Annotated in this window: 24 protein-coding genes and 2 pseudogenes; 4 read left to right on the top strand and 22 right to left on the bottom strand. The window is 58.3% G+C overall.

Translation table 11 applies throughout. The annotated features are described in order from the left end of the window. Window positions 1–6: 6 nt before the first annotated feature. The 6 genes from P3S72_RS13410 to P3S72_RS13385 form a co-directional block, all read right to left on the bottom strand. Window positions 7–966 (bottom strand): zinc-binding alcohol dehydrogenase family protein, encoded by a 960-nt coding sequence (locus P3S72_RS13410; protein WP_276197709.1) that lies wholly within the window; start codon window positions 964–966, stop codon window positions 7–9. A gap of 30 nt (window positions 967–996) precedes the next feature. Next, window positions 997–1,170, bottom strand: coding sequence for a DUF1427 family protein (locus P3S72_RS13405; RefSeq protein WP_276197708.1), 174 nt, complete (start codon window positions 1,168–1,170; stop codon window positions 997–999). Window positions 1,171–1,261: 91 nt separating this feature from the next. Then, entirely contained in the window at window positions 1,262–2,026 is a 765-nt protein-coding gene (locus P3S72_RS13400; RefSeq protein ID WP_276197707.1) for a helix-turn-helix transcriptional regulator, read from the bottom strand. A 75-nt stretch (window positions 2,027–2,101) separates the two neighbouring features. Beyond that, complete coding sequence (locus tag P3S72_RS13395; protein WP_276197706.1) at window positions 2,102–2,272, bottom strand: metallothionein; 171 nt, start codon at window positions 2,270–2,272, stop codon at window positions 2,102–2,104. 89 nt (window positions 2,273–2,361) lie between these two features. After that, the gene (locus P3S72_RS13390; RefSeq protein WP_276197705.1) at window positions 2,362–2,814 is read right to left on the bottom strand and encodes a DMT family transporter; all 453 of its coding nucleotides are present in this window, start codon (window positions 2,812–2,814) and stop codon (window positions 2,362–2,364) included. A 4-nt stretch (window positions 2,815–2,818) separates the two neighbouring features. Further along, window positions 2,819–3,307, bottom strand: a complete 489-nt coding sequence (locus P3S72_RS13385) for a DMT family transporter (protein WP_276197704.1) — start codon at window positions 3,305–3,307, stop codon at window positions 2,819–2,821. A gap of 117 nt (window positions 3,308–3,424) precedes the next feature. On the opposite strand from P3S72_RS13385, the gene P3S72_RS13380 reads away from it, so the two are divergent. The 3 genes from P3S72_RS13380 to P3S72_RS13370 all read left to right on the top strand — a co-directional run bounded on the left by P3S72_RS13380 (window position 3,425) and on the right by P3S72_RS13370 (window position 5,234). Next, window positions 3,425–4,357: a LysR family transcriptional regulator gene (locus P3S72_RS13380; protein WP_276197703.1), complete on the top strand. Its 933-nt coding sequence runs from the start codon at window positions 3,425–3,427 to the stop codon at window positions 4,355–4,357. A gap of 143 nt (window positions 4,358–4,500) precedes the next feature. Beyond that, entirely contained in the window at window positions 4,501–4,860 is a 360-nt protein-coding gene (locus tag P3S72_RS13375; protein ID WP_276197702.1) for a type II toxin-antitoxin system Phd/YefM family antitoxin, read from the top strand. After that, a complete protein-coding gene (locus tag P3S72_RS13370; RefSeq protein ID WP_247401736.1) occupies window positions 4,857–5,234 on the top strand; it encodes a type II toxin-antitoxin system VapC family toxin in 378 nt (125 codons plus the stop codon). The genes P3S72_RS13375 and P3S72_RS13370 overlap by 4 nt, the downstream gene beginning before the upstream one ends. 26 nt (window positions 5,235–5,260) lie before the next feature. On the opposite strand, the gene P3S72_RS13365 is transcribed toward P3S72_RS13370, so the two are convergent. The 5 genes and pseudogenes from P3S72_RS13365 to P3S72_RS13345 form a co-directional block, all read right to left on the bottom strand. Next, a complete protein-coding gene (locus tag P3S72_RS13365) occupies window positions 5,261–6,580 on the bottom strand; it encodes an Nramp family divalent metal transporter (protein WP_276197701.1) in 1,320 nt (439 codons plus the stop codon). Between the two features lie 41 nt (window positions 6,581–6,621). Further along, window positions 6,622–8,175, bottom strand: coding sequence for a DUF726 domain-containing protein (locus tag P3S72_RS13360; RefSeq protein WP_276197700.1), 1,554 nt, complete (start codon window positions 8,173–8,175; stop codon window positions 6,622–6,624). 95 nt (window positions 8,176–8,270) lie between these two features. Continuing rightward, window positions 8,271–8,582 (bottom strand): annotated as a pseudogene (locus tag P3S72_RS29570) (AraC family transcriptional regulator); the annotation flags it as partial. Between the two features lie 57 nt (window positions 8,583–8,639). Further along, window positions 8,640–8,945: an XRE family transcriptional regulator gene (locus tag P3S72_RS13350; protein ID WP_247401743.1), complete on the bottom strand. Its 306-nt coding sequence runs from the start codon at window positions 8,943–8,945 to the stop codon at window positions 8,640–8,642. Next, a pseudogene (locus tag P3S72_RS13345) lies at window positions 8,938–9,244 on the bottom strand (addiction module toxin RelE). The gene P3S72_RS13350 and the pseudogene P3S72_RS13345 overlap by 8 nt, the downstream one beginning before the upstream one ends. A 246-nt stretch (window positions 9,245–9,490) precedes the next feature. On the opposite strand from P3S72_RS13345, the gene P3S72_RS13340 reads away from it, so the two are divergent. Next, complete coding sequence (locus tag P3S72_RS13340) at window positions 9,491–11,299, top strand: monovalent cation:proton antiporter-2 (CPA2) family protein (RefSeq protein ID WP_276197698.1); 1,809 nt, start codon at window positions 9,491–9,493, stop codon at window positions 11,297–11,299. Between the two features lie 296 nt (window positions 11,300–11,595). On the opposite strand, the gene P3S72_RS13335 is transcribed toward P3S72_RS13340, so the two are convergent. From P3S72_RS13335 to P3S72_RS13285, 11 genes are all read right to left on the bottom strand, one after another. After that, window positions 11,596–12,117 carry a hypothetical protein gene (locus P3S72_RS13335; RefSeq protein ID WP_276197697.1) on the bottom strand — a complete coding sequence of 174 codons (522 nt, stop codon included), beginning with the start codon at window positions 12,115–12,117 and terminating at the stop codon, window positions 11,596–11,598. Window positions 12,118–12,544: 427 nt separating this feature from the next. Continuing rightward, a complete protein-coding gene (terL, locus tag P3S72_RS13330) occupies window positions 12,545–14,254 on the bottom strand; it encodes a phage terminase large subunit (RefSeq protein ID WP_276197696.1) in 1,710 nt (569 codons plus the stop codon). Window positions 14,255–14,292: 38 nt separating this feature from the next. Continuing rightward, on the bottom strand, window positions 14,293–14,421 hold the full coding sequence (locus P3S72_RS13325) for a hypothetical protein (RefSeq protein ID WP_276197695.1): 129 nt from the start codon (window positions 14,419–14,421) through the stop codon (window positions 14,293–14,295). After that, the gene (locus P3S72_RS13320; protein WP_276197694.1) at window positions 14,422–14,874 is read right to left on the bottom strand and encodes a hypothetical protein; all 453 of its coding nucleotides are present in this window, start codon (window positions 14,872–14,874) and stop codon (window positions 14,422–14,424) included. It abuts the gene before it with no gap. 12 nt (window positions 14,875–14,886) lie between these two features. Continuing rightward, a complete protein-coding gene (locus tag P3S72_RS13315; protein WP_276197693.1) occupies window positions 14,887–15,144 on the bottom strand; it encodes a hypothetical protein in 258 nt (85 codons plus the stop codon). Beyond that, window positions 15,144–15,347 carry a type II holin gene (locus P3S72_RS13310; RefSeq protein ID WP_236238539.1) on the bottom strand — a complete coding sequence of 68 codons (204 nt, stop codon included), beginning with the start codon at window positions 15,345–15,347 and terminating at the stop codon, window positions 15,144–15,146. Before P3S72_RS13310 ends, P3S72_RS13315 begins: the two co-directional genes overlap by 1 nt. Before the next feature lie 11 nt (window positions 15,348–15,358). Then, window positions 15,359–17,128: a phage tail fiber protein gene (locus tag P3S72_RS13305; RefSeq protein ID WP_276197692.1), complete on the bottom strand. Its 1,770-nt coding sequence runs from the start codon at window positions 17,126–17,128 to the stop codon at window positions 15,359–15,361. A gap of 83 nt (window positions 17,129–17,211) precedes the next feature. Further along, window positions 17,212–21,261, bottom strand: a complete 4,050-nt coding sequence (locus P3S72_RS13300) for a transglycosylase SLT domain-containing protein (RefSeq protein WP_276197691.1) — start codon at window positions 21,259–21,261, stop codon at window positions 17,212–17,214. Between the two features lie 20 nt (window positions 21,262–21,281). Then, window positions 21,282–23,486 (bottom strand): hypothetical protein, encoded by a 2,205-nt coding sequence (locus P3S72_RS13295; protein ID WP_276197690.1) that lies wholly within the window; start codon window positions 23,484–23,486, stop codon window positions 21,282–21,284. After that, window positions 23,486–24,052, bottom strand: coding sequence for a hypothetical protein (locus P3S72_RS13290; RefSeq protein WP_236238535.1), 567 nt, complete (start codon window positions 24,050–24,052; stop codon window positions 23,486–23,488). Before P3S72_RS13290 ends, P3S72_RS13295 begins: the two co-directional genes overlap by 1 nt. A gap of 12 nt (window positions 24,053–24,064) precedes the next feature. Next, window positions 24,065–24,502, bottom strand: coding sequence for a phage protein Gp13 family protein (locus P3S72_RS13285; protein ID WP_276197689.1), 438 nt, complete (start codon window positions 24,500–24,502; stop codon window positions 24,065–24,067). Window position 24,503 lies beyond the last annotated feature (1 nt).

Genomic DNA, 24,503 nt, shown 5'->3' with positions numbered 1-24,503 from the left:
ACCGCGTCAGGGCAGGAAAACGATCTTATCGGCACTGCCTGCATTCACTTCTTCGTAGCATTTCTCCCCTTCAGCCAACGCTACTTCACGCAGGCCGGTCGGCAGCGGCAGCAGCCCTTGATCAAAGAAGCGCCCGAACTGCTCCAGCATCACCGCACACTGTTCGCAGGTGTAGAGCAACGAATTGATCCCCACCACCGAGCCGCCCTTGCGGTACAGGGCCAGGGCCGGCAGTTGCACATGGCCGTCGACTGGCGCTGCGATGATTGCGATGCGCCCGAACGGTGCCAGCCCGGCCACGGCGGCGGGTAACCAGAAACCGGTGGTATCGAAGATCACATCCGCGCCGCCCTTGAAGAGCGCATTGACCTGCGCGCCCAAGTCCTCCGGCTGGCCCAGCGCAATCGCCTCGAAACCCTGCGCCTGCAACACCCCGACCTGCTCAGGGCGCCGCACCGCCGCCAGGATCTGTGCCCCGCGAATTTTCGCCAAGGCCAACGCCGCACTGCCGACAGCACCGTTCGCACCGATAACCAACACCCGCGTCCCCTCGCCGACACCGCTGCGCTCCAGGGCGTCCCAGGCGGTGGTGTACGGCACGCCGAGGCTGGCGGCCTGGGCAAAACTCAAGTGCGTGGGTTTGTGGGCCACGCCCTTGGCGGACACGGTGAGGTACTGGGCGTGGGAACCGTCGGCGAAGAAACCAAGGTCACGCCCGGTGCCCCAGACCGCCTGCCCCACCCATTCCTGTGGGCCTTCGACCACCACGCCGGCAAAGTCGCGACCGGGAATGCGCGGCAGCGTGGTGTAGGGAAAGCGCCCGAGCACATTCTTCGCGTCGCTGGGGTTAAGACCGGCGGCCTTGATCTGTACCAGCACTTCACCGGCGGCGGGTACCGGGGTGACCACATCGACGAAACGCAGGGTGGAGAGGTCGCCGGTGGCGGTAAATTGCAGCGCTTTCATGAGCGGCATCCATCAAAGGGGAAAGGACATTCAGGACAACCAACCACTGACCAACTGGCGCCCCATGGGCCACAGTTTTTCGCCGACCAGCATGCCCATCAGGCCTACCAGTGCGATAGCCGGCGGCGCGGGCGAGCGGAAGTCCAGCGCGCCGTAGATCACGCCGACAAACAGGCCAATGGCAAGGAAGATCAGGTAATTCATGGGGAGCCGCGCCTGGTGGTTGGATGGCGCTTAGTGTAGGAAGCCGCCGCCCACCTCGTCGGCCAAGTGCTTCAGAATTTCGGCCAAACCCTCAACCGCTGTACTGCGACGGCGCCACCCCGAGTTCCCGACGGAACATGTCGCTGAAACTGCTGGGCGAGTAACCCAGGGATCGCGCAATAGCGCTGACTGGCTGGCCCTGGGTCAACTCGGCCACCGCCGTGGCCAGTTGCACCTGGCGGCGCCATTGCGCAAAGCCCATCCCCAGGTGGTTCTGGAACAGCCGCGCCAAGGTACGCACGCTGGCACCGGCGGCCTCGGCATGATGTTCGAAGGGAATCGCCAGGGACGGCGCAGCCATGACCGCCTGGCAGACATTGATCAGGCGGCGGTCGGCCTCCAGCGGCATGGCGATGCGGATTGACGCGCGGCGTGCGCGCTGCAGCTCCAGCAAGGCCAGGCCGACCACCGCGTCGTAATAGACGGCATCGCCACTGTCGGCCTGCTCCACCAGCGTGACGATCAACTCGCGCAGCAGCCCGCCGACTTCAAGCACCTGCACCTGGCTGTCCAGCGTCGCCGCCAATGCCGGGCGCAGGTAGATATTGCGCATCTGCAAATCCGAAACCACACGTATCCCGTGTTCCACACCCGGCGGCAGCCAGACGGCTCGTTGGGGCGGCACCACCAGCGCTTCGCGTGGCGTCTCGACCCACATCACGCCGCTCATGGCATAGAGCAACTGGCCCCAATCATGGCGATGGGGTTCCACATACAAACCGCGCGGGTAAGTACGCGCCAGCCGCTGCACGGGGAAGGCGTGATCACTGAGGTCGGGGGGCGCGGCCAGGGCCATGGGTACACATCCGGCAAAGGTGAGCGGCCATGGTAATGACCAGCGCCCGACAAGCCGAGTGAATTTTTACCGCGTTCAGCCGCCAGCCGACTTGGCGCATTCGCAGCCTGTCGCCGCCGCACACGGCTCACCATGCGCATGGTGTTCGGCGCAGCCCTGGCAGCAATAGCCCTTACCGTCTTTCATCACCGCATCCTTTCCTAGCACACACTTGCAGTGTGGGCAGGCACAGGTTGTATCTGGCATGGTCAAACTCCTTCGTCATGGTCGTCCCGGTGCGGCGAGCGCCGACACCTTTAGCAGTGACTGCCGCCCGACGCGGAGGGTTCCAACCATCAGTCGGTGCGGGTATTGCTGCGGTACATGAACACCAGCGCCAGTGCCAGGCAGGCCATCGCCACGATCCGGCTGCCCGACAGCTCGATGGCCGGGTTGCCCAGCCAGCCGAAGTTATCGATCAGCATGCCCATGCCCAATTGCCCGACGATCACCGCCACGGTGGCGACTGCCGCACCGACCACCGGCACCGCGCCGACCATCACCATCATGTACACCACCCCGAACAGGGCGCCGGTCAGTTGCCACTTCGGCACGTCCAGCAGGCTCACGGCCTGGGGCGGTTCGAAGAAGAAAATCAACAGCGCGGTCGTCAGCGCGCCCACCGTAAAGGTCAGCAAGCTGCTGCGCAACACGCCCACCGTCTGGCCCAAACGGCCATTGATCGCCGCCTGCACACTCAACACCGCACCTGCGGCGATCACCAGTACCAACAACAGAGTCAAATTCATCGCCTTAGCCTCGTGCAATCAAAACAAGCGCCGCCACAATCAACGCCAACGCAATCCAGCGCTCGCCGTTGACCCGCTTGCGCGCGGTGCCGAACCAGCCGAAATGGTCGATCAGCACGCTCTTGCCGACCTGCCCCGAGAGAATCGCGATCATCGTCATCGCGATGCCGATATGCGGCGTGGCCAGGGTCAGCACCACCACGTACATCGGCCCCAGGAACCCGCCGATCAACTGCCAGCGCGGCAGATCGGTCAACGCCGGGCCCTTTTGCGGGCCGCTGAACAACAACAGCACATACAAAATCGCCGAGCCGACGCCAAAAATGCTCAAGGTCGCCCACAAATGCCCGACCTGCACACCCAGCGGGCCGAGCAAACCGGCCTCCACTGACAAGCCCATGCCGGCGAAGATCACCAGGGGCAACAACAGCAACCGCAGAAGGTTTTTTTTCGGCCCGGCCTGCGCCGCACCCTCGATAGAACTGGCTTGCATACATCACCTGCGTGTCAAAAAAGGAAACCTGGCGCGCATTATCCGGTGGCCGTGCTGTGCGATAAATGGGAGCATACGTACAACACCTTTGTGCAAAACGCACAGCCTGGAGGCATGATGCAGGGCTTGAATGAATTGAGTTTCAAGGCGCTGCGCCTGTTCGTCGCGGTGCTGGACCACGGCAGTTTTTCCGAAGTGGCGCGCCGTGAGGGCCTGGCGCCCTCTTCCATTTCCCGGCAGATCCAACTGATGGAACAGGCGCTCGGGCAACAGTTGCTCTATCGCCACACGCGTGCGGTCAGCCCCACCGAAGCCGGGCGCCTGCTCGGGCGGCACGCACGCTTGATGCTGGAACAACTGGAGGCCGCCGGCCAGGCCCTGCAAGAACAGGAAAGCGAGCCCAGCGGCCTGGTGCGGATCAACGCGCCGATGGTGTTCGGTCAACGCCACCTTTCACCGTGGCTGGGGGAGTTGTGCCGGCGCTATCCGAAGCTGCAGTTGGATATCCAGCAAACCGACACCTACGTCGACCCGCTGCAAGACGGCACCGACCTGCTATTTCGCATCGGCGTACTCAACGACTCGGGCATGCAGGCGCGCATCTTCGCCCCCCAGCGCTTTCGCATCGCCGCCAGCCCGGCGTACCTGGCAGAACATGGCACCCCCGGCCACCCCGACGAACTGGTTAACCACCAGTGCCTGGCCTACAAAGGCATCACCGGCCAGCAGCGCTGGTTCTTCCGCCGCGACCAGGGCGACTGGACGCCCTACAGCGTCAAAGGCCCCATCACCGGCAACCACGCCGACACCCTGACCCACGCCGCCGAACAGGGCCTGGGGCTGGTGGTGTTTCCCTCGTGGCTGATCGGTGAAAGCCTGCGCGCCGGCACCTTGCAGGCGGTGCTGACGGAATACGACGTGGCAACCACCCTGGAGCCGCAGCAGATTGCAGCGTTGTGGCCCGGGAGTCGGCGGTTGTCGTTGAAGGTACGCACGGTGATTGATTATTTTGTGGAGTGTTTTGGAGCGGTGCCGTATTGGGATCGATAAGCGAGCGAGATCCGCCACAACCACGCTCATGAGGAAAACGCCTCGCGGCTAAATGTAGGTCCGTTCCGTTTTTTCGGGCCACTATTCCTAAGCCCCCCAACGCTGCGACAGACTTTGGCGAATTCCTTGTTCGGAGAAATGCCATGGATGTCATGAACCGCTACCCGTCGCACTCAAAACGGTTGGCGTCAACCAGCGGTCAGGCCGTCTTTGATAGCGCCAGCAGTTTTGGCTATATTTGGCCAAAATATGCGGAGAGCCACATGATGACCGTCCCGCTGGGTGAAGCAAAAAACACGTTGTCAAAACTGGTTGATGAGGCGGCGGCTGGCAACATCATCACCATCTCCAAGCATGGACGGGCGATGGCACAGCTTGTCCCTGTCGGAAAATCCAAAGGCCGGCGGATTGGCGCCATGAAAGGCAAGCTGGTGATCCCGAATGACTTTGACGCGCCTTTGTCTGACGACCTCCTCGATGCGTTCCAGGGCACTCATTCATGAGAGTGCTGCTGGATACCCACATCCTGCTGTGGGCGTTGAATGATGACCCCAAGCTATCCAGCAAAGCCCGAAAGCTGATTGAACATGCGGCAGAGATCTACATCAGTGCCGCCACATTCTGGGAACTGGCGATCAAGGTAGGCCTGGGGAAACTCACTGTCGATCTGGATGAAATCCGTGAGTACTGCCTGCAAAGCGGTTTCGTCGAACTCCCCATCACGTCAGAACACGCCATTGCCGTAAAGGATCTTGAGCCTCATCACAAAGACCCTTTCGATCGGCTCATCGTTGCAACCGCCATGAGCGAACCGATGAAGCTATTGACCGCCGATCCGCAGGTTACCCAATACACATCGCTGGCGATCCTGGTGTAGATCGCCCGAGCGCCGCAAGCCTTGGATCAAAACAACCACTGCCCGATCAACCACGCGTTCGCCCCACTGATCAGCGCAAACAGAAACCACGCCAGCAACCGCGTCGGCAGGCGGTTGACGAACGGGCCCATCAGTTGCGCGTCGCCGGTCATGCGGATCAGCGGATACAGCGCAAACGGCAACTGCAGGCTGAGCACCACCTGGCTGAGAATCAGCAGTTTGCCAATGGCATCGTCGCCCATCAGCCACACCCCCACAAACGCCGGGATCAGCGCCAGCCCACGGGTGATCAGGCGGCGCTGCCAGCAGGGAATGCGCAGGTTAAGGTAGCCCTCCATGATCACTTGCCCGGCGATGGTGCCGGTGAAGGTGGAACTCTGCCCGGAGGCCAGCAAGGCGACGCCGAACAGAATGCTGGCGAAGGCGCCGCCGACCAGCGGATCGAGCAAATGGTAGGCGTCCTGGATCTCGACCACATCCGCATGCCCGGTTTTATGGAACGCGGCGGCGGCCAGTACCAGGATCGCGGCATTGACCAGCAACGCCAGGGCCAGGGAGCCGATGGTGTCGATACGCGCCAGCTTGACCGCGTCCTGCTTGCTGGCGAGGTCTTTGCCGATCAGCCGGGTTTGCACGATCGAGCTGTGCAAGTAGAGGTTATGCGGCATTACCGTGGCGCCGAGGATACCAATCGCCAGGTACAACGGCGCGGCATCGCTGATGGCCGACAGCGACGGCGCGAAACCGCTGAACACGTCCGGCCAGTAAGGTTTGATCAGCATCAGTTCGATGAAGAAGCACACGCCGATGGTCGCGACCAACGCCAGCATGATCGCTTCCAGGCGGCGGAAACCGCGATTTTGCAGGGCCAGGACCAAGAGCGTGTCAAACGCCGTGATGACAATACCGGTGGTCAACGAAACACCCAGCAGCAAGTGAAACGCCAGGGCGCAGCCGAGCACTTCGGCGAGGTCGGTGGCGATGATGGAAATTTCCGCCAACACCCACTGGGTGCGGGCCGAGCGCTGGCTGTAGCGTTCGCGGCACAGTTGCGCCAGGTCCTTGCCGGTGGCGATGCCCAGGCGCGAGCACAGGCACTGCACCACCATGCCCGCCAGGCTGGCCAGCAGCACCACAAACAGCAGGTTATAGCCGTAGCGCGAACCGGCCTCGATGGCCGTGGCCCAGTTGCCCGGGTCCATGTAGCCGATGGAAATCAGCAAGCCGGGGCCGGCAAACATCAGCATCCGTTTGAAAAACGACGCCTTGGGATCGACGATGACAGAGCCGGCCACTTCCGGCGGGCAGAACGGAGCGGTGGCGATTTTCGGCAGGCTGAATTTCACGCAGTATTCCAGGCAAACACATTAGGCAAGCCCGCAGCTTATCAGTCGGACGTAACCGTGCGCATCACCGTGTCCCGCGGCAGGTCAAACGCTTCCACCACTTGCACCACCAGGTCCATCTCCTGGTTCAACGCTTCGCGCTCCATGCGCTGGCGGATTACCCCGATCACCAGCACCGCCAAGGTTGTGATCGAATACGCCGGGCCGGAAAACGCGCGTACCCCACTTACCAGCAACATCGCCGCCGCCAGCGCCTGGCCCACCAGCGGAATCGCCGTGGCCGCGCCGCGCCGCAGGATGAACCCGGTCAGCCCCGCCAACGCCGTACCGCTCAAGGCCGTGGCGGCCGAACGGCCGACATCGATGCGATGGAACAAGCCCTGCTCCTTTTGCGCCGCCGCCTGAAGCTCGGCATCGAACGCCTGGCGGTCGGCATGGCTGAGTTTGTCCTTGTATTGCTCGATCAGTTTTTCCGCGACCTGCGCTTCGATGTCCGCCAGCGCGACGGTCTCCATCGGCTCATCGAACTTGATCCCCAGCCGCTGCGCCACATCCTCGGCGATCTGGCGATAACCCACGCCGTGCCCCCGGGCGAGGTTCATGAAGCTGTCACCGCCCATGCGCTGCAACTCGATGGCCAACTTCAGTGGCTCACGCACCGCCGCATCAATCGAGGCGCTGCGCTTTTGCGCGATCAATTCGGCGAGGAATTTCAGCTCGTCCGGGCGCGCCTGCAGCAACGCCGGGAACAGCTCGCCATCTTCTTCGGCAAAGCGCACTTCGGTACTGCGCTGGTCGGCGCGGATCATGCCGCGTCGCTCCTGCAGCAGGTCGGTGTACTGCACCACCGTCTGCAACTGTGGCCAATAGGCCGCATGATCGAAGCTGGCCAGGTGAACGTTGGTCACCTTGGCCTTGAGCGCAGGCGTGATCGGGATGGCATAGCGGCCGATGCAACGCTCGGTATCCGGTTTCATCGCCAGGGCCCAGTCCTTGCTGGAATGACAGTTGATCACCCGCCCCGAGAACGGTGCAGACACTTCATCCCAAGGGCTCGACGTGCAGATCGCCCCACCCATCAACAGCAAATTGTTCAACGGCAGTTCGCGGGCGGTGTCGGGGTTGGCCAACACGCTCTTGACCAGGATGCGCGCGCCGAGGGAATGGCCGATCAAGTTGATGCGCCGCACCTGCAGCGACTCGCCGTGGAGGAACTCGGCCAATTCCGGCAACAGGCTGCGGGCCACTTCATCCACCCGGGCCTCGACACTTTTGTAATGGTCGAGAAAATACCCAATCGCCTTGCCCACCCCCACCGTCGCAGCGCCCAGGCCACCACCGCCGAGCATCGCGGTGATCACGTCCTTGAACGGTGCAAACAGGTTTTCCAGAAAATGCCCGGCAGGCCAGAACAGCATCAGGTTGGTCGAACCCTCGATACGTGCCAGTTGCGCCGTGAAGTTGCCCAGTTGCTGCCGGTCAAAGAACGCCGAGTAACCGTGAACATAGAGATTGAGCACGTCCCCCTGAGGCTCGCCGCACAGTACGAACGTGGGCTTGCGGGTACGGTGCATTTCATCCCACTGGTGCTGCATGGGCCGGTGACTCCTGGTGACGAGAGACGGCGATAGTAACAAAGGGCGGTGCCACAGGAAGATGAATCCTGACGGGCGTGGACGGCACAAGGGGCTCAGAACAACGCCGCCGCCTTTGATTTAGCCAGATAACGCGCCGGGGTATCGCCCAGGTTGCGCCGGAACAGCGCAGTGAACGCGCTGGCACTGCTGAAGCCCAACTCAAACGCCACGTCGGTGATGGACACGCCGTGGCTGAGCCGGGCGGTGGCTTCCAGCAGGCAGACTTGCTGGCGCCAGGAGACGAACGTCATGCCCGTGTTCTCAAGGAAATGCCGGGGAAAGGTGCGTCGACTCATGCTCGACCAAGCGGCCATTTCGTCAATGGAGACACTTTGCGTAGGCGCCTCAAGAAATCGTTGGCAGGCTCACGGGACTGGCCGTAGGGTTGTACCGCAAGCCCGCAAGTGCGCATGGCAAAACACTCAGCCAGCGAAATTGTCGATCTTCACCTGACCATCGGGAAACGTCGCGATAATTTCCAGCTCGCCGCCCATCGCGCGGAGGTAGTCGCGCAGCGTGCTGATGTACATGTCGGTGCGCCGCTCCATCTTGGAGACCGCAGCCTGGTTGATATTCAGTGCTTTGGCCAGGCTGGCCTGGCTCAACTGTTGAGCCTTGCGCAGTTCATGCAGGGGCATCTCTTTCAAGTGCTGCTGGAATAGCTGCTCTGCATCGGCGCGCGACTCGGGCGTCATGCGCGCTTGCAGTTCAGCGAATTTTTTAGCCATGGTTGCGGCCCTCTTTACCCAGTGTTTTCAAATGTTCGTCATACAGCTTTTCTGCCGCGGGGACGTGCTCGTCGTACCATCGGTGTTGCCCGCGCTTATCGCCACCGATCAGCAATACCGCGCAGTTCACGCAGGTGCCCGTATCGAGAGCCTTTGATATCGCTGCTGTGAGGAAAGCCCAGCCCTGGCCCGAAAAGCCCCAGCAGATCAACGCTGGCAGATACCGACACCTGCGCCTTTGCATCCAGACCATTCCACCAGTTGCCGAATTCATCCGTGTATTCAATGTCCCAATCCATGCAAATATTCCACCCAAGGAATATAAAATCAAGAACATAACGCTAGAAGACCAATGGGACAGACCGCCACCCGATCCCCCGGGAAAATTGTTTGCACATCCTTCCGACACGCCCGCGAGAACGCGGTCGCCCAGCAGAAAATCCCGCGCCTTGCACGATCACGCACTGCAAAAACACAATTATCGACAGGTAAAAAGCGCTCTAATAGCCGCCTGTTGACTGGTTTTAAAGATTTTGGAGTTCGCAATGCCCCATGAAGGCAACCTGTTACAAGCAGCCGTGGTGTTCCTGCTCGCCGCCGTGCTGACCGTGCCCCTGGCCAAGCGCCTGCAATTGGGCGCGGTGCTGGGCTATCTGTTCGCCGGTGTCATCATCGGCCCGTCGGTGCTGGGGTTGATCGGTAACCCGCAAAGCGTCGCGCAGTTCTCGGAGCTGGGTGTGGTGTTGCTGCTGTTCATCATCGGCCTGGAGTTGTCGCCGAAACGTTTATGGGTGATGCGCAAGGCGGTGTTCGGCGTCGGCCTGGCCCAGGTGCTGCTCACCGGCCTGGTGATGGGCGGGGTGGCGCTGTGGCTGTTTGGCCAGTCGTGGAACAGCGCGATCGTGCTCGGCCTGGGCCTGGCGCTGTCGTCCACCGCTTTTGGCCTGCAAAGCCTGGCCGAGCGCAAGGAATTGAACCAGCCCCACGGGCGCCTGGCCTTTGCGATTTTGCTGTTCCAGGACATTGCGGCGATCCCGCTGATTGCCATGGTGCCGTTGCTCGCCGGGGGCGATCACCCAAGCACGCAGGCCCAGGGCGTGCAGCACGTGTTGCAGATCCTCGGCAGCATCGCCGTGGTGATCATCGGCGGGCGCTATATGTTGCGCCCGGTGTTTCGCATCGTCGCCAAGACTGGCCTGCGCGAAGTGTCCACGGCCACCGCGTTGCTGGTGGTGATCGGCACCGCCTGGCTGATGGAACTGGTGGGTGTGTCCATGGCCCTGGGCGCCTTCCTCGCCGGCCTGCTGCTGGCCGATTCGGAATACCGCCACGAGCTGGAGTCCCAGATCGAACCGTTCAAGGGCCTGCTGCTGGGCCTGTTTTTCATCAGCGTGGGCATGGGCGCCAACCTCAGCCTGCTGCTCAGCTCGCCGCTGGTGGTGATCGGCCTGACCCTGCTGTTGATCGGTTTGAAACTGCCGCTGCTGTATGCCGTCGGCCGACTGGTGGGCGATCTCAACCGCGAGAGCGCCTTGCGCCTGGGCGTGGTGCTGGCCGCAGGCGGTGAATTCGCCTTCGTGGTGTTCAAGATCGGCCGCGACCAGGGCCTGTTCGAACCGCACCTGTATGACATCCTGGTGCTGACCATCACCCTGTCGATGGCCGTGACGCCGTTGCTGTTGCTGGTCTGCCCGAAACTGTTCAAGCCCAAGGTCAAACCCTTGGAAGTCCCCGAGGAATATCGCACCATCCAAAGCGATGCACCGCGCGTGGTCATCGCCGGCATGGGCCGTATGGGTCAGATCGTCGCGCGAATCCTACGCGCGCAGAACATTTCGTTTATCGCCTTGGACACCTCGGTGGAAACCATCGAGCTGACCCGCAGTTTCGGCGGCATGCCGGTGTTCTACGGCGACCCGCAACGTCCGGAAATCCTGCACGCAGCCAAGGTCGATCGCGCGGAGTTCTTCGTCATCGCCATGGATGACCCGGAGATCAACATCAAAACCGCCGAACTGGTGCGCAGCCTCTATCCGCACATGAAGATCATCGCTCGCGCCCGTAACCGTCAGCACGTCCACCGCCTGGTGGACCTCGACGCGTCACCGGTGCGCGAAACCTTCTATTCCAGCCTGGAGATGAGCCGCCGCACCCTGGTGGGTCTCGGCCTGAGCCAGGCCCAGGCCGACGCACGCATCACCCGCTTCAAGAACCACGACCTGCAAGTCCTCGCCGCCCAGCACGCGGTGTACGACGACGCGGCCAAGGTCATGCAGACCGCCCAGGAAGCGCGTGCAGAACTGGCGCGGTTGTTTGAGATGGACCGGCTTGAGGAAGAGTCCGACAAGGTGTGATCGCGTGGATGAACGATCTTGCGAATTTTCTGACAGAATACGCAAGGCCACCAATGAGGGCTGGAAGGCCCATTCTATGGGTATCTCAGAGAGCTTGTCCAACCAGTTCTAACAGTATGTCTAACAGAGTTCTAACGATTTGTGACAGTGGAATGGGTGACTTACAGAGGCGTGCAGGCCCGTGATAAGGACCCCAGGCGCACCCATGCGATAAGGCTCAGGCGCGAGAGGGGCCACGGGGGGAACTGGCGGCATAGAACAGTTGAGGTGGTCCTTCAGATTTTTCTGTCAGATTCTCAAAGGAGCCCCCACAGCTTCGATAGGGCTGGATCAAGCCTAATCGCTGATTCGTGATTGAGGTCAGAGCCCTCTGCTTCGTATGCCCTGATGCGGGCAATCACCACGCTCTCTACGGCTTTCACAAGCTCTTCTATTTCTGGAAGGCGTGCCAATAGGCCCTCATAGCTGAACCCGTTGTAGACCAAGCTCGTAGGGCCCTCTCCATATATGACTGACTTCGGGTCGTAATAGGTAAGATCAGTATGGGCGAACTGCTCGCTTCGCAGCTTATAAAGCACATCGTGAAGGTCTCGAAGGTGCTTGGGGACAACATCATTAACACCAAGCTCATGTTTGGCCTTCCTTCCTCTGTTCTTTGAGAAGGGCCGTATGTAAGCCACGGTGACATCACGCAGCAATGCAAATTTGACGTCCGGCCTCTTGTAGCGCTTGATGAGTTTGATTGAATCAAGCGCGGCCTCAAAGTCGACCGAGTACATGTAGTGGAAAAAATAACCCTCTTCGTTAAGTCGCTTCACCACGGCTCACCCTAATAGCCCTACGAGAATCCCGCATAGATCACCCGTCACAGCCACCAAGTAGAACACATACGACATCCCCAAAGGTTTCGACAAGTGGACCACCTTGAACAACTCCGAGAGTCACTAAGAGCAGCGCAAGGAATTTGTACGTAGCCCGGTGCTTCGCCAGAGCCTTAACGACAGCCACAAAGGTCTGCCAGCGAGTAGTCATAACGATCATGCTTCAGCCTCCTTTGAGCTGGTAATAGAGAAGGTGGTAGATGGTGATAACCACCACCCACACAGGAGGTCTCAGAGGCATCTCTAAGAGAGTAACTTTAAGCCTCCCTATGGTTATAGTGGGTGCTTTTGGAGCCCTTGCAGGACGTGCCTTGTAGCCCTGATCAAACTGAAAAATAAGGGACCCGAAGGCCCCTTTACGTAGTCACCACCCCATGTAATTGGTGGTCGTTCCGTCTGTTTCGTACTGCATCATCACGTCACCAATCATCATCTGCCGGTGATCCTCGAAGCCCACAAGCGGGTCTTCCATGTGATGCATTAGGTACTCTTCCAGCATCTCCGAGGCTCCCACCTCAGAATCCTTTTCCATGGCCTCTGTGAAGAACTGAACGCCGATTGCCAGGGCATCGAGTCGGTCATCATGGGCAAGTGAGCCCCGGTCCTTGGTGATCCTTGAGAGCTGATAGAAGCCGCTGTACTTGATGTCAGTCGTACCGTCGATGTTCAGCGCAGTCTCGTAGTCCCGCGTAATGACATCCTCGGAGACCACCAGCTTGTGGCTGCCCAGTACAGGCTCCAGCACGTCACAGATGCGTAGCTCTTTCTGGCCCTTTGACTTGACCTCAGTGACTGCACAACGGTGTGTACGGGTCATCACAGGACTGAACAGCTTCACGTACATACCATCACCGAAGTTACCCTCAATGATCACTTCGTTGACCTTGAAGCGCTTGCCGATGTCTGCCAGGGCCTGCAAGGTCTTGTCATCGTAGCCACCACGGAACCCGCCCCAGTCCATCAGGAAGATGTAGCCGTTGAGCATGTAGAGGACGGCATAGCCTGTCTCATCCTTACCGCGACCACTCGGGTCGATCACAAGGATCTTCGCGGAGTAAGGTGCAGACGCTTGACCTACAGTCTCGTAGCGGTGGAAACGATCACCCTTCAGGCCAACGTTAGGCAGGCCCTTGGCTTCGTTGTTACCGTTCGGCAACCACTGCAAGGTCGTAGGGGCTGTATCGAGGCTGAAGCGCCCCACGATGAAGTCACGCAGTTTCAGCGGGTACTTCTCGGCATCGCTCAGGTTCGGGTTAAGCATGAACTGAAGAGCGAAGCCGCCCTTTCCGTATGACAGCTCACGCTCACGCAAGTCAGTGTCATCGAATCGAACAGGGTCTGTAGGTTTCCAGTAAAGGGTCCCGTCAGCTTCCAGCTCGTTCGCAATCATTGGTGCCAAACGATGGCCGTAGCTCTCACGGTCTTTCTGGTCTTTCGGGTATCTCGCAGGCCAGATGGTGGTCACATAGCCACGGTTTTCCAGCTCACGATAAAGAGTCATCTCAGTTTGGGGCGTGCCCAAGTAGATGATGGTGGATGCTTCACCCGGCTTCAGGATCGCATCGAATTCCTTCACGAGTTCGCCCAGGTGATCCCTTGCGGACTGCGTAGCGGAGTTGTTCGGAACCTCAACGTCATCCGCGATAAGGATGTCAGCACGGGAGCCCGCCAGTTGGCCGGTGATACCCACAGACTTCACAGAGGGCGAGTGGTCCGGCTTGGCCGGTCCCACATCGAAACTCAACGAGCTATCCCGTTGCCCTGGCCCCGTCTTCAGTTCTGAAAGGAACGGAAGTAGGTCGATGATTCTCTTGATGAAAATGGAGTTGGCGTCTGCCCGCTCCTTCGAGGCCGACACGATGAGAAACTTGAGCTGTGGGTTATTCCACAACTTCCAGACCACAAAGGCGCACGTAATGAAGGACTTGCCGATGCCACGGAAGGCTTGCAGGATGAACCTTCGCTGCTTTCCGTCACTTAGGGTACGTGCCATGTCGATCTGGCACTTGGTTGGCTTAGGGAGGTTTAGAGCGCGCCACAGGACAAACAAAAAGGCCACAAAGGACCTTTTCATTAACGCTATGTCCTGCTCGCCAGTGCGAACAGTTCGGGTCACTCAGGATCACCCGGCCACTTCACCTGTTTAGCGCGATCCCGAATCTTTTCCTGTGCGGCTTGTTCTGCATCATATTTAGCTTGTTCTTTTTTCTTGTCGTGGTGCTCCCTCAAATTAATGATCATTCATTTACTCCTTTGCAGTTCTTTAATTACTCCTTGCAGGCCCGTTACTTGGGCGTCACATCGTTGAGCTTGCTCGATAAGGAATCGAGAAGTGTCTTCTGATAAGTCGGCGTAACCATCAGGGACGGGTCTACCTGCACTTGTGACTGAACGCACGGTTGCATCGGCAAGTTTGACCCGCAGGCTGATACCGTCATTACGCAACCTACCAATAACCCCGTCAGCCAAAGCCGACTGGTCTTTAAGGTACGCTTGCCATTGCAAAGAAATATCCGCCAAAGCCTTTTGAGATAGTTCACGTTCTTCCTCCTGTTTCTGCCTGTAGACTAAAGCTGTCTCAGCGTCCTCTTTAAGGTGTTTCTGGTCAGAGTCGTGATAGCCTTTGAAGTAAATCCCAAGGGCTATCAGACAAGCACACAGAAGCCCCAAGAGAACCTTGGTAAGGGTTGTCATGGTTGTGGCTCCTTAGTGTTGAGTTGCTGGACCATAAAGTTCTTCGTCGGTCAACTCAGGGACTTCCGCAAGCGCAGACGCCAAGTCACCCAGTAGGGACTCATCAGGTTGCAACTTAGCGATAGTGAACTTGTGACGGTCGAGATACTTGCCGATGGCGTTGTATAGCTGAGGTGTTCGTAGCTCAGGCTTCTGTAGGTCACGCAAAAGATTCTTACCTGTCTCTGTGTCGATTGCCTCAAGTAGTTGTTCAAGAATAGATTGCGACATTAACCCTCCTGTTTTGTTTGGACCCCCTTCACAGTCTTGTAGACCAAGACGGCGCATTGAGTCAGCGAATAGATAATGGCCGCTGCATAGAACCAGTCGGACATTGTTAAACCAGCAAAACGGCTTGCTACATCAGCACCAGCCGCAGCTACAACAGGAGTGGCGCGAACCACCCCTTGTGTAAAATCAATTTCAAGACTCATTAAGCACTCCTTTAGGCAATGGTAAGTTTGAAGATGAACACACGCCGAATCCCATACTGATTATTGGGTTTGCCAGCCTTCACAGTGATGCGCCGCCCGCCTTCAGTAAGGGTAAACAGCATTGCCCCACCGCTATCAAACTGCACGTTGTGTTCTTCGGTTGCAGACTCACCAAAAGGAATACAGTTGGTTGTCGAATAAAACTTGCCGCCGCCGTAAATCTCGAACATGTAGAAGTCACCGGACTGTAAAGGCTCGCGGAGATAAAACTGAGAACCCGTCGCCCCTTGGTCACCTACACCTCCAACTGTGTCCACACCACGCTCCCATATTACCGAGGGGGTGTTACGCAGGCGCGTGCCAGGAGTGACGCGACTAAGCGCTCCATAAAGACTTCCTCCAGTCATCCATTCGGCGCGGATGTCCGCGTTAGGCGGGATGGTAGCTTGAGGCAGGCCAATAGAGCCCCCCACGATAAGATCGGTGGCAGTGTTGACCTTGCCGTTAGGCTCCACGGTCATACCCACTGTGGTTCGACCGGCGCGGAGCCGGATTACCTGATCAATGCCCGCGTAGATTACTCCGCGATTCCCGCTCGGACCGTCAAACCATAAGTGAGCGTTCCCCGAGTCAGCAGGAGACACAGAGAAGAACGAGCCAGAGTTTGCGGTGATGGTGCCGGATACAGCAAAGTTGCCGCTTGGATCAAGACTCGTGAACGGCACCCCATAACGACTTCGCTGATAAACAGCACCGTTAGGCTCGTAACTCCAGCTAACAAAGTCACTTATGTCATCTGTGCCCTGCCTCTGAATGTAGAGCGCCTGTTTTATCAGATGCGTACCCCGGAAGCGTACAGCGTAACCCTGAACATCGAAGATAGTGCCCATGAAGGCATTCGCGTTACCCAGCTTGTCAGCCTCAACTTTCGCACGGTCAGCCTCGGTCTTAGATCGATCAGCTTGAGTGGTCGAACGGTTTGCATCCTGATACGCCTGAGCCGCGCTATTGGCGGACTTGCGGGAGTAGTGCAGCGACGAGTACAGGCCGGGGGTCACCAGAACATCCTCAGCGGCGTTAGCCCATGCCTTCGAAAGGTTCGAGTTGGCGATCGAAGTGGTAGCGGATTCCTTGGACTGTGCCGCCGATGTGCTTGAGTTACCAGAATGCCGCGCCGACTCATTAGCCATGACCGTGGATGTTCCCGCCGCGTCAACCGCAGTTCGCGCCTGAGAGCCCGCAATGTTAGCTTGCTGGGTCGCAATGTTTGCCTGTTGCTCAGAGCGGTTAGCTTGATTCAACGCCGAGGCGCCCCATGCTTTGTCTTGCCGCAAGGTAACGGCGTCACCATCCAACACCGCATCTGCAAGGTTAACAAGGCGCCGACCACGGGCATCCAAATCACCATCATTGTTCACCGCAATGGTGTCCGCCGTCAGGTCACGGGCCTCTTCAGCAATGTGCAGCGATTGAACCTGTGAGGTGTTCAAATCGTAGGCCCGAAGAATCGACCCATCGGCAAAATCAACGAGGCGATCAGTTGCCGAAGTAACCCGGCGAATCTCTATACTTGTGAATTGATCCCCCGGCCCCCACGCCTTTGTGGTCGTGACATTGGTACGGGAAGTAAACCGATAGTCGGAGTTAAGCGTGAGGGTCTGCCGTGTTTTACCAATGAGGGTCACGGCGATGAACTTACGAGCCAAATACTCGAATGGAATTATAAAGTCCTTTTGCGCACCATTTAGTGGATACGTTAGGACTGTCTTGGGAGCGGCCATTAAGTCCTCCTTGAGTTATGAATGAGAAAGCAGACTCGTGGTGACATCTGCTTATAGTGGGGGCTTTTGCGGGAGGCGCTTTCTTAACGAATCTCTACGCCCTGCCCTTCCATCAGCATGAGCAAGAGCTTTTGCGATACCGGATCATTCGGCACGAGGCCGCGAAGACCGTTGAAGACACCTGTCATGTATTCCTGATCAGCTCGACGGGAGTCAGTACCAGCAGCCCCCATTGAGTTGAAACCCACCTGATACCCGCTTGCTACAGTTCCAATTGCTGGAACCTGTTCGGATACCCGGCCAAGGAACCCAGTGAACCCTTCAGACTTCGTGGGGGAGTACTTCATGGCACCTTGAGGGCGTTGTTCTTTGGGACCACGTGGGAGAATCGAAGAGCGCACAGCAGCGGCCTGATCAAATCCCAAAGGTGCCGCTACGATGTTCGCCAGCCCCAAAGGAGCCCCAATGTGGGAGCTGCGCGACAGAGCCGCATAGGCAAGCATCTTGGGGTCAAGGGACTGCTGTAGGAACTTCTCACGCTGGTCTTTTGGCATCCCCGCCGCTTGGCTGTACTTCATCGCTACGTAGCCAGAAACGGCCAGTCCCGTAGAGAGAACCGCCTGCATGGTCTGGTCGATTGCACGACCGTTCTTCGTGGCATCGTGGTAGCCACGGATGAGCCGGGAGTTGACTGAACGCATGGTGAAGTTCTTGAACTGCATCGCCATCTTGACGCCAGCACCGTATGCCTCGGTGTCTACCGAAGACAGCTTGTGTGGTCGTAGGATCGTCTCATCTGCAATCTTGTCGCCCATACGCCACAGGTCCATTGTCCGAGGGTCACGCTGAAAGGCTGCTCTATCGGTGATCTTGTAGGACCCGTCAGGCTGCTTCTTCACGTAGGTCTTAATCAGGTCTTTCATTCCCGCGAACTGCTCGGGGGTGATAGACATAGACTTCAGGCGGGTGTCCTCAAAGAGCTTCGAGGCCCGACCGTCCACCACATGATTCACGAAGTCCGAGAGGACCCCGGAACGCCCTGCATCCGCGATGTAGTTAGACGACTCTGTGAGGAACTTGGTGAACGGTGATCGAGCTGACAGCTCCTGTGTGGTGTACTTCACAGAGCCCACAACCTGGGCAAGCATAGGGTTTGTTTCTGCCTGCTCTCGGAGACGCTGGATGATGTCCTGGCGGGTTGGCCGAATGTGGTTATCCAGCTCCCGACCGAAGACCATAGAGTGCATGTCTGCAAGGTCCTTTGCCTTGATCTTGGAGCCCCAGGCGGTCATCTCCTTGAGCAGTGGGACGCCCTTCAGGAGCATCCGTGTGTGCCCTTTAGTCACCATTGCGGCAACCTCAGTTATTGACTGCACGCCCATGTAGGCGTTCTTGGCGAAGAAGCTCATGTCTGCCAAGGCACGGGAAGCGGTTGCAAGGGCGCCTTCGGGGTCTCTTCGGGCACGGCCTGTCAGAATCTTGAGCGCATCCTGCAATGCCTTCACTTCCTGCGACGTTCCCTTCCCCTTCTGGACCCCTGCAATCTGAGCCTTGAGTTCCTTCGTAGTTTTCCCCGTGGCCCCCATGATCCCAATGTCACCGTTCACACGGCGGTCATAGCTTGGGGTGATGCGCGCCAGGTCAAACTCACGCAGGTCATTCACAGAGAACTGTGAGCCATCACTAAGGGGCACCGCCATGTCCGAATCGAACAGGTGACGGCCTTCGAGGAAATTGTTGTTCTCCACGCCGACCAGACCTTCGGCACTATTGTCGATGAGCGTTGCACGGTCGAACTGGTCCGAGTGGCTAATGCCGTATGCCTTGTTGCTGGCATACAGTTCAACAGCGGCGGGAAGGTCCTTGTCTTCCAGTACGCGCCCCTCGGCAATCGCAAGCGCCTTCAGATGAGTGTCCACCCGAGTCTTTACGTGAGGCCGTGCAGCGTAGGAAGACAACCACGACTCCTTAATGGCATCGCGCAGACCATCCGCCCCACCGAAGCGTTGGATGTTCAGGTTCTTCGCGGCTGAGCTGTAGACATTCGGGATGTACGAGCCAGCGTGACGGGTGCCCGAAAGAACCGCTCGGGCGTTCCTGTTGCCGAACTGGGCAGGCGCTGCAAGGTATTCAGCCTTACGGTCGTAGTGAGCCTTAACGGTGCCCATCAGCTTCTTCTCACCGGCTGTGAGCTGCGCCGCCTTGGAACCCGAAAGGTCCTCAGTGGCCTCAGCGACACGCCTGAAAGCACGCTCAATGTGAGCTTGCCGACCGCCGTCAGTCATCGCATAGCTTGGGTCTTTGATCGCCTCAAGAACTTCATCAGACATCTTGTTGTAGGTCACATGGTCCTGGCCCCGGATACGCTCAATGATGTCCGAGGCGGTAGCCCCGAACTTCCCGTTAGAGCCGCTGATGGTCCCTGTAGGAGACCTGAACAGTTGATTACCAATCGCCAGAATCTCAGAGTTCTCCGAGCGATTCAGCGTGTAGCCAATCTCGGTAAAGCCGCCCATAGTCACCCCTCGGGCTGCACGGTCATCCGGCATAACCTCCATGGCGTCCTGAAGGGTCTTAGGGTTCAATGGATTGTCAGCAGACAGGATTGAACCGTCCTGCAAGCGCACGGCCCCAGGCTCGTTAGGATGGTCAACATAGCTCACCCCAAAGGCTTCCTTGGGTTCCTCACCGGCCAACCATGGGAACCGTGAAGGATCATCCTGACCCAACTGGCGAGCGGTCTCACGGGCCTCCAAGCGAATGCTCGGACCCGCGAAGTCGTTCAAGTCAGGCTCCATATCGGGATGCAGGTCAAAGCGCTCATTCGGCAAGGCGGACTCACCGTGTCGCGCAAGGATCGATTCAAGGTCAGCGTCTGGAACATCTACGCGGGGAGCCTCATGCGGTGCAGCCCTCAGCGCCTTATCAAACAGAGCTGTAGCCCCGGCACCGAACAATGCACCACCCACGAGAGCTGTCCCGTAGTGCCCCTCAATGCCCGTGATGTTTTCACGTAGCCCCTCAGAGGCAACAGCAGCCGCCCCCGAGTACATCGCACCTTGAGCAACCCGAGAGATGAGGCGCACACCGGTTGTCCCTGGAATAGGCGTGTAGGTCAGAGGGTCCAGACCGGCCCCCGCAAACCCACCGACAATCTGAGCGCCTGTCCCAGCGTTACCGATGCGCTGCTCATAGGCCATGTTCTCCTTTGCCATCGCAATGGCGTTCGGAAGGTTGGCCCTTTTGCCCTTGGCGTAGTCCTGCACGAAGCTGAAGTATTGAGGGTCCACACCCTCCTTGCGGATCATGTCGTAATCGTCAGCAGTCCACTGAGAGGTATCGCTTGGGTTCACCCAGTCCAGCGGGTCATGGTCTTCCTGTGTCGCGTACCGGAACAGAGAGGCCATCGGTGAGGTAGCCAGAGATGCTGCTGTGGCATCGCCTGTACCCTCGAAGGTGCCCTTTGCAGGCTTCCCAATGTGGTTCTCAAGGGTGATGAAGTCTTGTTGAGTCTGAGGGGCTGTGCCCCCTTCCAGATTCATATTGCCCAACTGAGGGAGGTCCTGACCCACACGAACCTTAGAGCCTGCCGTCACACCCCGAGTAGCATCCTCAAAGCTGACGGCTTGGGCCTTTGGGTTGATACCGGGATTGGTCACTCCTTGGGCATCGAACCATTGGCGGGAAGGCGAATCACCGGACACGTCCAGCAGCTTGCGCATGTAGTTCTGACCCTCGGGACTGATCTTGGTGAAGTCACCTTGATCCAGTGCGGCCAACTGAGGGGAGCCCAAACGGCCCTGTCCTTGGTTGTATGCCAAAGCGGCCTTCAGCAAGTCACCCTGATAGGCGCCTTTGAGGTCCTTGAGGTGGCGGGCAATCGCAGGGACTGCCTTCTGTGGGTCCATACGATCTTCAGGGGTCATCAGGCCGTAAGCCTTACCGGTCAACTCTGTGAACTGTCCGAGGCCCCTTGGGCCTGTAGGGGACTTGGCGTTGTTGTTAAAGCTCGACTCGTTGTAGATGAGCTTGTGCATGAACTCGTATGGGATTTCATTACGGTCAGCCTCTTGTCGAATCATGGCGTCGTAGGGTGTCCCCTTGGCCTTCACAGATTCATAGTCGTTACTCATAGAGGTCTCCTTTATTCAGGTCATTGTTTGCGGGCACCTCCGAGGATGTACCGGTCGTGTAGCTCTTGATCTTTCTGCGCAGACTTCACGTTCTTGTCGAAGGCCGCTTGTTTCTGCTGTGCAGCACGATCCCGCGCAAGGTTCCCGAGGGCATCCTTACTGAGTCGGAGTCGTCGCCCCGTAAGGGACTGGATGATGATGTTGCCTTGGGTTGCAGTGACGGTTAGGCCACCCGCGCCCCAGTCGGCGTCTTTACGCAGGTTCTGCATGGTCTCGTCGATGATCGACTTGCCGGTCTCCCATGAAGTGACATCGTTTACGTCCGTCATGAGGTCCCGTTTACTGACCATCCCGTGGAAGCTGTTAGAGCTGAAGGTGCCCTTGTCATCGGTGAATGACACAGCGGTTTTCTTCAGGTACTCCGAGACGGCACTTGCTGCTTCGTTGGAATCACCAGACCGCAATGTCACCGCATCGAATACCTGACGGGCTTGACTCTCGAATTGTCCAGGGATGAACTTCAGTTCCTTGTATCCGCTGTCGTTCTTGACGGAAGACCACTGCTCATCCCTAAATTTCGATTCGTCCTTGCTGAGGCCCTTTTTGGACTTCTCAGCGTCGATCAGAATCTGTGGATCGATGCCCGACTCTGCCGAATACCGAAGTTTCTCAAGGAGGCCCGCTTGATCCGGGAAGAGCTGAGCAATGGTTGAAGGGTCCTGCTGATAGGCAGCTTGCAGCTCCTTCAGGCGAGGCATGTCCGCAGTCGGCTCAGGGTTGAGCAAAGCGCCCTGCCACTCCCGAGAGGCGTCCGTTAAGAGGGTCTTGAAGTTCTCTTGAAACGGCCCCTTGTCGTAGTCAGCCCGAAGCAATGCAGCCTTCATTGCGGACTTGTTCTCTTCAGGGATGGACATGGCGTTGATCTGATTCAGCTTGTTGGCTGCATAGGTCGCCATGTCACTCTCTTTGAACTCCCCGGTACTGTCATTCACTGGGAGGAACTTAGGGGATACAGCGACGTTCTCCTGACTCATTCGCCGCGCGTAAGCGTATTCGATTACAGCCTGTCGGTTGTCCGCCTGGGCAGCTTGTTGCAACTTCAAGAGACCAGCCTGTGAGTCCTGGGCCACCTTGGCAATCATCTGCTTCTTAGCGTCGATCAGCTTTTGACGTTGAGGCGTCATCTGCTCCCCCGTCTGAATCCAATCGTTCCCCTGCTCAAGTTTATTGAGAGCCTGCCAACCTGCTGCTGGGTCCACTTGATGCACGGCATTGGCAAGGCCAAGCTCGAACTCTTCGTTTCGCTTTGAGTTGCGCGTGTAGGTGGACTTAGCGGCCTTCATCTTCAGGTTGTCCATCATCTCAGGACCCAACAAGTCCGCGACCTTCCGCTGGCCCCCGTAGACGTTGATCGTCTTGTCTCCCAAGTTATCCAGCAGCGTCACGCCGCCGTCCTTCTCTACAGCCGCTGAGGCCACTCGTTGAAGAGCCTGAACCGCGTGGCCGTCACTCGGGAACACGCCGGTCTTGAGGTTATTATTGAAGTAGCTCGCAAAGTGTTCCGCACTCGCAGGGTTCCCCAGGATCTTCGGGTCATCCAGCATAGGCTGAAGGTCAGCTTGGGTCTCAAGTACCGCTTGGGTCTCAAGGTTCTTGGAGAGGTACTGTGAGTGCAGGTCGTAGACGGCAGCGTTACGCTGAGTGATGTCCGCATTGAAACCTTGCTGGTACATGGTGTCATTAGGATCAATACCTGCCATCTCAGCGTAGTTCTTGGACTTCTGCTCCATGCGAGTTTGGCGCCACTCATCCAGCTCCTTACGGGATCGGAAAGACCCCTTCTGGATTTCCGTCTGGACCTCGTTATCCACCTCGTAGGCAGCGTTACGGCCCGACTTGAGGCGCAGTTGCTGCATAGCGTCTGGATCATCTGCATAGAGCAAAGTCCCCTCCCCGATTGCCTGTCGGCGCTGCTCAGGGGTCAGCTTTCGGATAATCTCGTTTGAGCGCTCGTCTGCCTGAGACTTTCGGTTCTGCTCGTAGGACGCAAAGGAATCCCCACCAGCTTTCACGAAGTTCCGCATGGCATCCCCAAGGGAGGTGTCCAAGACGGGCTTAGCGATTCGTGCAGCCTGATAGCCTGTACCAGACCCCGCTCGGAAGCCTTGACGGCCCGCTGTTGTTTGGGCTGATTGGCCCAGTGCTTGTGCAATATCATTAGCCATTACGCTGTCTTACCTCCCGCTGGTGTCGTTGAAGCGCCCTTACCGAACTTGCCACCAGATGCCGTATAGGCACTGCCACCAGCCGATACGATATTCAGGGCGTTGGCGATGTTGTTCACCTTGTAGTTATTGCCACCTGCACCACGTACAGCAGCCTTAGAGTTCTCAGAGCTACCCACGCGATTCGCAAAGATCGCCTGGTAGTCCCGCTCGTAGTTTTCGGTGATGTTCATCTTCTGCGCCGATGCATCGTTGGCTACAGAGTTCTTGATGCGGTCCATGGAGTTGCCCGCAAGACCCGACTCGCCTACAGCAGCGTTGATGGTCCCTTGGTTCCGTAGAGCCTGTAGGTTCACCTCAGTGAGCTGACGGCGGGCCTCATCGTGTTTATCCACGGTTGCAAGTTTCTGATCGTTCTCCGCGAAGTTCGCTTGCTTCACGATTTCGTTTTGGGACTTACGCTCGTTGTCTGTCATCTGGCCCTTAGCCTTGGCCCCTTCCGATGCACTCATTGCTGCACCAGCCACGGCGACAACCGCCAGACCGATGCTTACGGGTTCGCACATAGCGCCGCCCTCCTATAGCCAGAATTGTTTAAAGGCAAATCCGGCAGGTGACATAAAGATGCCCTCGTTGAAGGAGGCTCCCAGCTTTGTCAGCAAGCGGATGTGTGCGTGGTTGTCCACAGAAACCCAGTTGGTTTTAGGACTCGGTGAGCGCTGCTTGACCCGATCAAGGTTCGCTTTAAGCAGGCGGTAAAATTGGAAGCGTTCGGCTGGGGTCAGCATGTGGACCACATTGGTCGTCACGAACCAGATACCCAGCGCGGTATGCCCGCCTACTGCCAAGACCAGGGAGCCCACGACGATTGCCTGGGCGTGTTCATCAATTGCTTCCGGGAGAACATCGCGGGGGTCTCTACCGGCTTTCATACAGTGAAACTCTTGAAGGTCCGAGGCGCAAAGGTCAGCAGCAGCAGCCTTTAAGTGGGCCTCAGTGGCCTTGATCAGTCGCATA

Source organism: Pseudomonas sp. D3 (genome assembly GCF_029320995.1).
Taxonomy (GTDB): Bacteria; Pseudomonadota; Gammaproteobacteria; order Pseudomonadales; family Pseudomonadaceae; genus Aquipseudomonas; species Aquipseudomonas paraveronii.
The sequence above is the reverse complement of the archived record's forward strand: the minus strand, read 5'-3'. Positions and strand labels throughout refer to the sequence as shown.

What these genes read in the sequence shown, in the direction of transcription:
- P3S72_RS13315 (WP_276197693.1), bottom strand. Translation starts at nt 15,144, where the DNA reads ATGTCGCAATCTATTCTTGAACAACTACTTGAGGCAATCGACACAGAG.
- terL (WP_276197696.1), bottom strand. Translation starts at nt 14,254, where the DNA reads ATGAAAAGGTCCTTTGTGGCCTTTTTGTTTGTCCTGTGGCGCGCTCTA.
- P3S72_RS13370 (WP_247401736.1), top strand. Translation starts at nt 4,857, where the DNA reads ATGAGAGTGCTGCTGGATACCCACATCCTGCTGTGGGCGTTGAATGAT.
- P3S72_RS13320 (WP_276197694.1), bottom strand. Translation starts at nt 14,874, where the DNA reads ATGACAACCCTTACCAAGGTTCTCTTGGGGCTTCTGTGTGCTTGTCTG.
- P3S72_RS13295 (WP_276197690.1), bottom strand. Translation starts at nt 23,486, where the DNA reads ATGGCTAATGATATTGCACAAGCACTGGGCCAATCAGCCCAAACAACA.
- P3S72_RS13310 (WP_236238539.1), bottom strand. Translation starts at nt 15,347, where the DNA reads ATGAGTCTTGAAATTGATTTTACACAAGGGGTGGTTCGCGCCACTCCT.
- P3S72_RS13380 (WP_276197703.1), top strand. Translation starts at nt 3,425, where the DNA reads ATGCAGGGCTTGAATGAATTGAGTTTCAAGGCGCTGCGCCTGTTCGTC.
- P3S72_RS13410 (WP_276197709.1), bottom strand. Translation starts at nt 966, where the DNA reads ATGAAAGCGCTGCAATTTACCGCCACCGGCGACCTCTCCACCCTGCGT.
- P3S72_RS13390 (WP_276197705.1), bottom strand. Translation starts at nt 2,814, where the DNA reads ATGAATTTGACTCTGTTGTTGGTACTGGTGATCGCCGCAGGTGCGGTG.
- P3S72_RS13405 (WP_276197708.1), bottom strand. Translation starts at nt 1,170, where the DNA reads ATGAATTACCTGATCTTCCTTGCCATTGGCCTGTTTGTCGGCGTGATC.
- P3S72_RS13400 (WP_276197707.1), bottom strand. Translation starts at nt 2,026, where the DNA reads ATGGCCCTGGCCGCGCCCCCCGACCTCAGTGATCACGCCTTCCCCGTG.
- P3S72_RS13300 (WP_276197691.1), bottom strand. Translation starts at nt 21,261, where the DNA reads ATGAGTAACGACTATGAATCTGTGAAGGCCAAGGGGACACCCTACGAC.
- P3S72_RS13325 (WP_276197695.1), bottom strand. Translation starts at nt 14,421, where the DNA reads ATGATCATTAATTTGAGGGAGCACCACGACAAGAAAAAAGAACAAGCT.
- P3S72_RS13375 (WP_276197702.1), top strand. Translation starts at nt 4,501, where the DNA reads ATGGATGTCATGAACCGCTACCCGTCGCACTCAAAACGGTTGGCGTCA.
- P3S72_RS13350 (WP_247401743.1), bottom strand. Translation starts at nt 8,945, where the DNA reads ATGGCTAAAAAATTCGCTGAACTGCAAGCGCGCATGACGCCCGAGTCG.
- P3S72_RS13385 (WP_276197704.1), bottom strand. Translation starts at nt 3,307, where the DNA reads ATGCAAGCCAGTTCTATCGAGGGTGCGGCGCAGGCCGGGCCGAAAAAA.
- P3S72_RS13305 (WP_276197692.1), bottom strand. Translation starts at nt 17,128, where the DNA reads ATGGCCGCTCCCAAGACAGTCCTAACGTATCCACTAAATGGTGCGCAA.
- P3S72_RS13290 (WP_236238535.1), bottom strand. Translation starts at nt 24,052, where the DNA reads ATGTGCGAACCCGTAAGCATCGGTCTGGCGGTTGTCGCCGTGGCTGGT.
- P3S72_RS13395 (WP_276197706.1), bottom strand. Translation starts at nt 2,272, where the DNA reads ATGCCAGATACAACCTGTGCCTGCCCACACTGCAAGTGTGTGCTAGGA.
- P3S72_RS13340 (WP_276197698.1), top strand. Translation starts at nt 9,491, where the DNA reads ATGCCCCATGAAGGCAACCTGTTACAAGCAGCCGTGGTGTTCCTGCTC.
- P3S72_RS13360 (WP_276197700.1), bottom strand. Translation starts at nt 8,175, where the DNA reads ATGCAGCACCAGTGGGATGAAATGCACCGTACCCGCAAGCCCACGTTC.
- P3S72_RS13285 (WP_276197689.1), bottom strand. Translation starts at nt 24,502, where the DNA reads ATGCGACTGATCAAGGCCACTGAGGCCCACTTAAAGGCTGCTGCTGCT.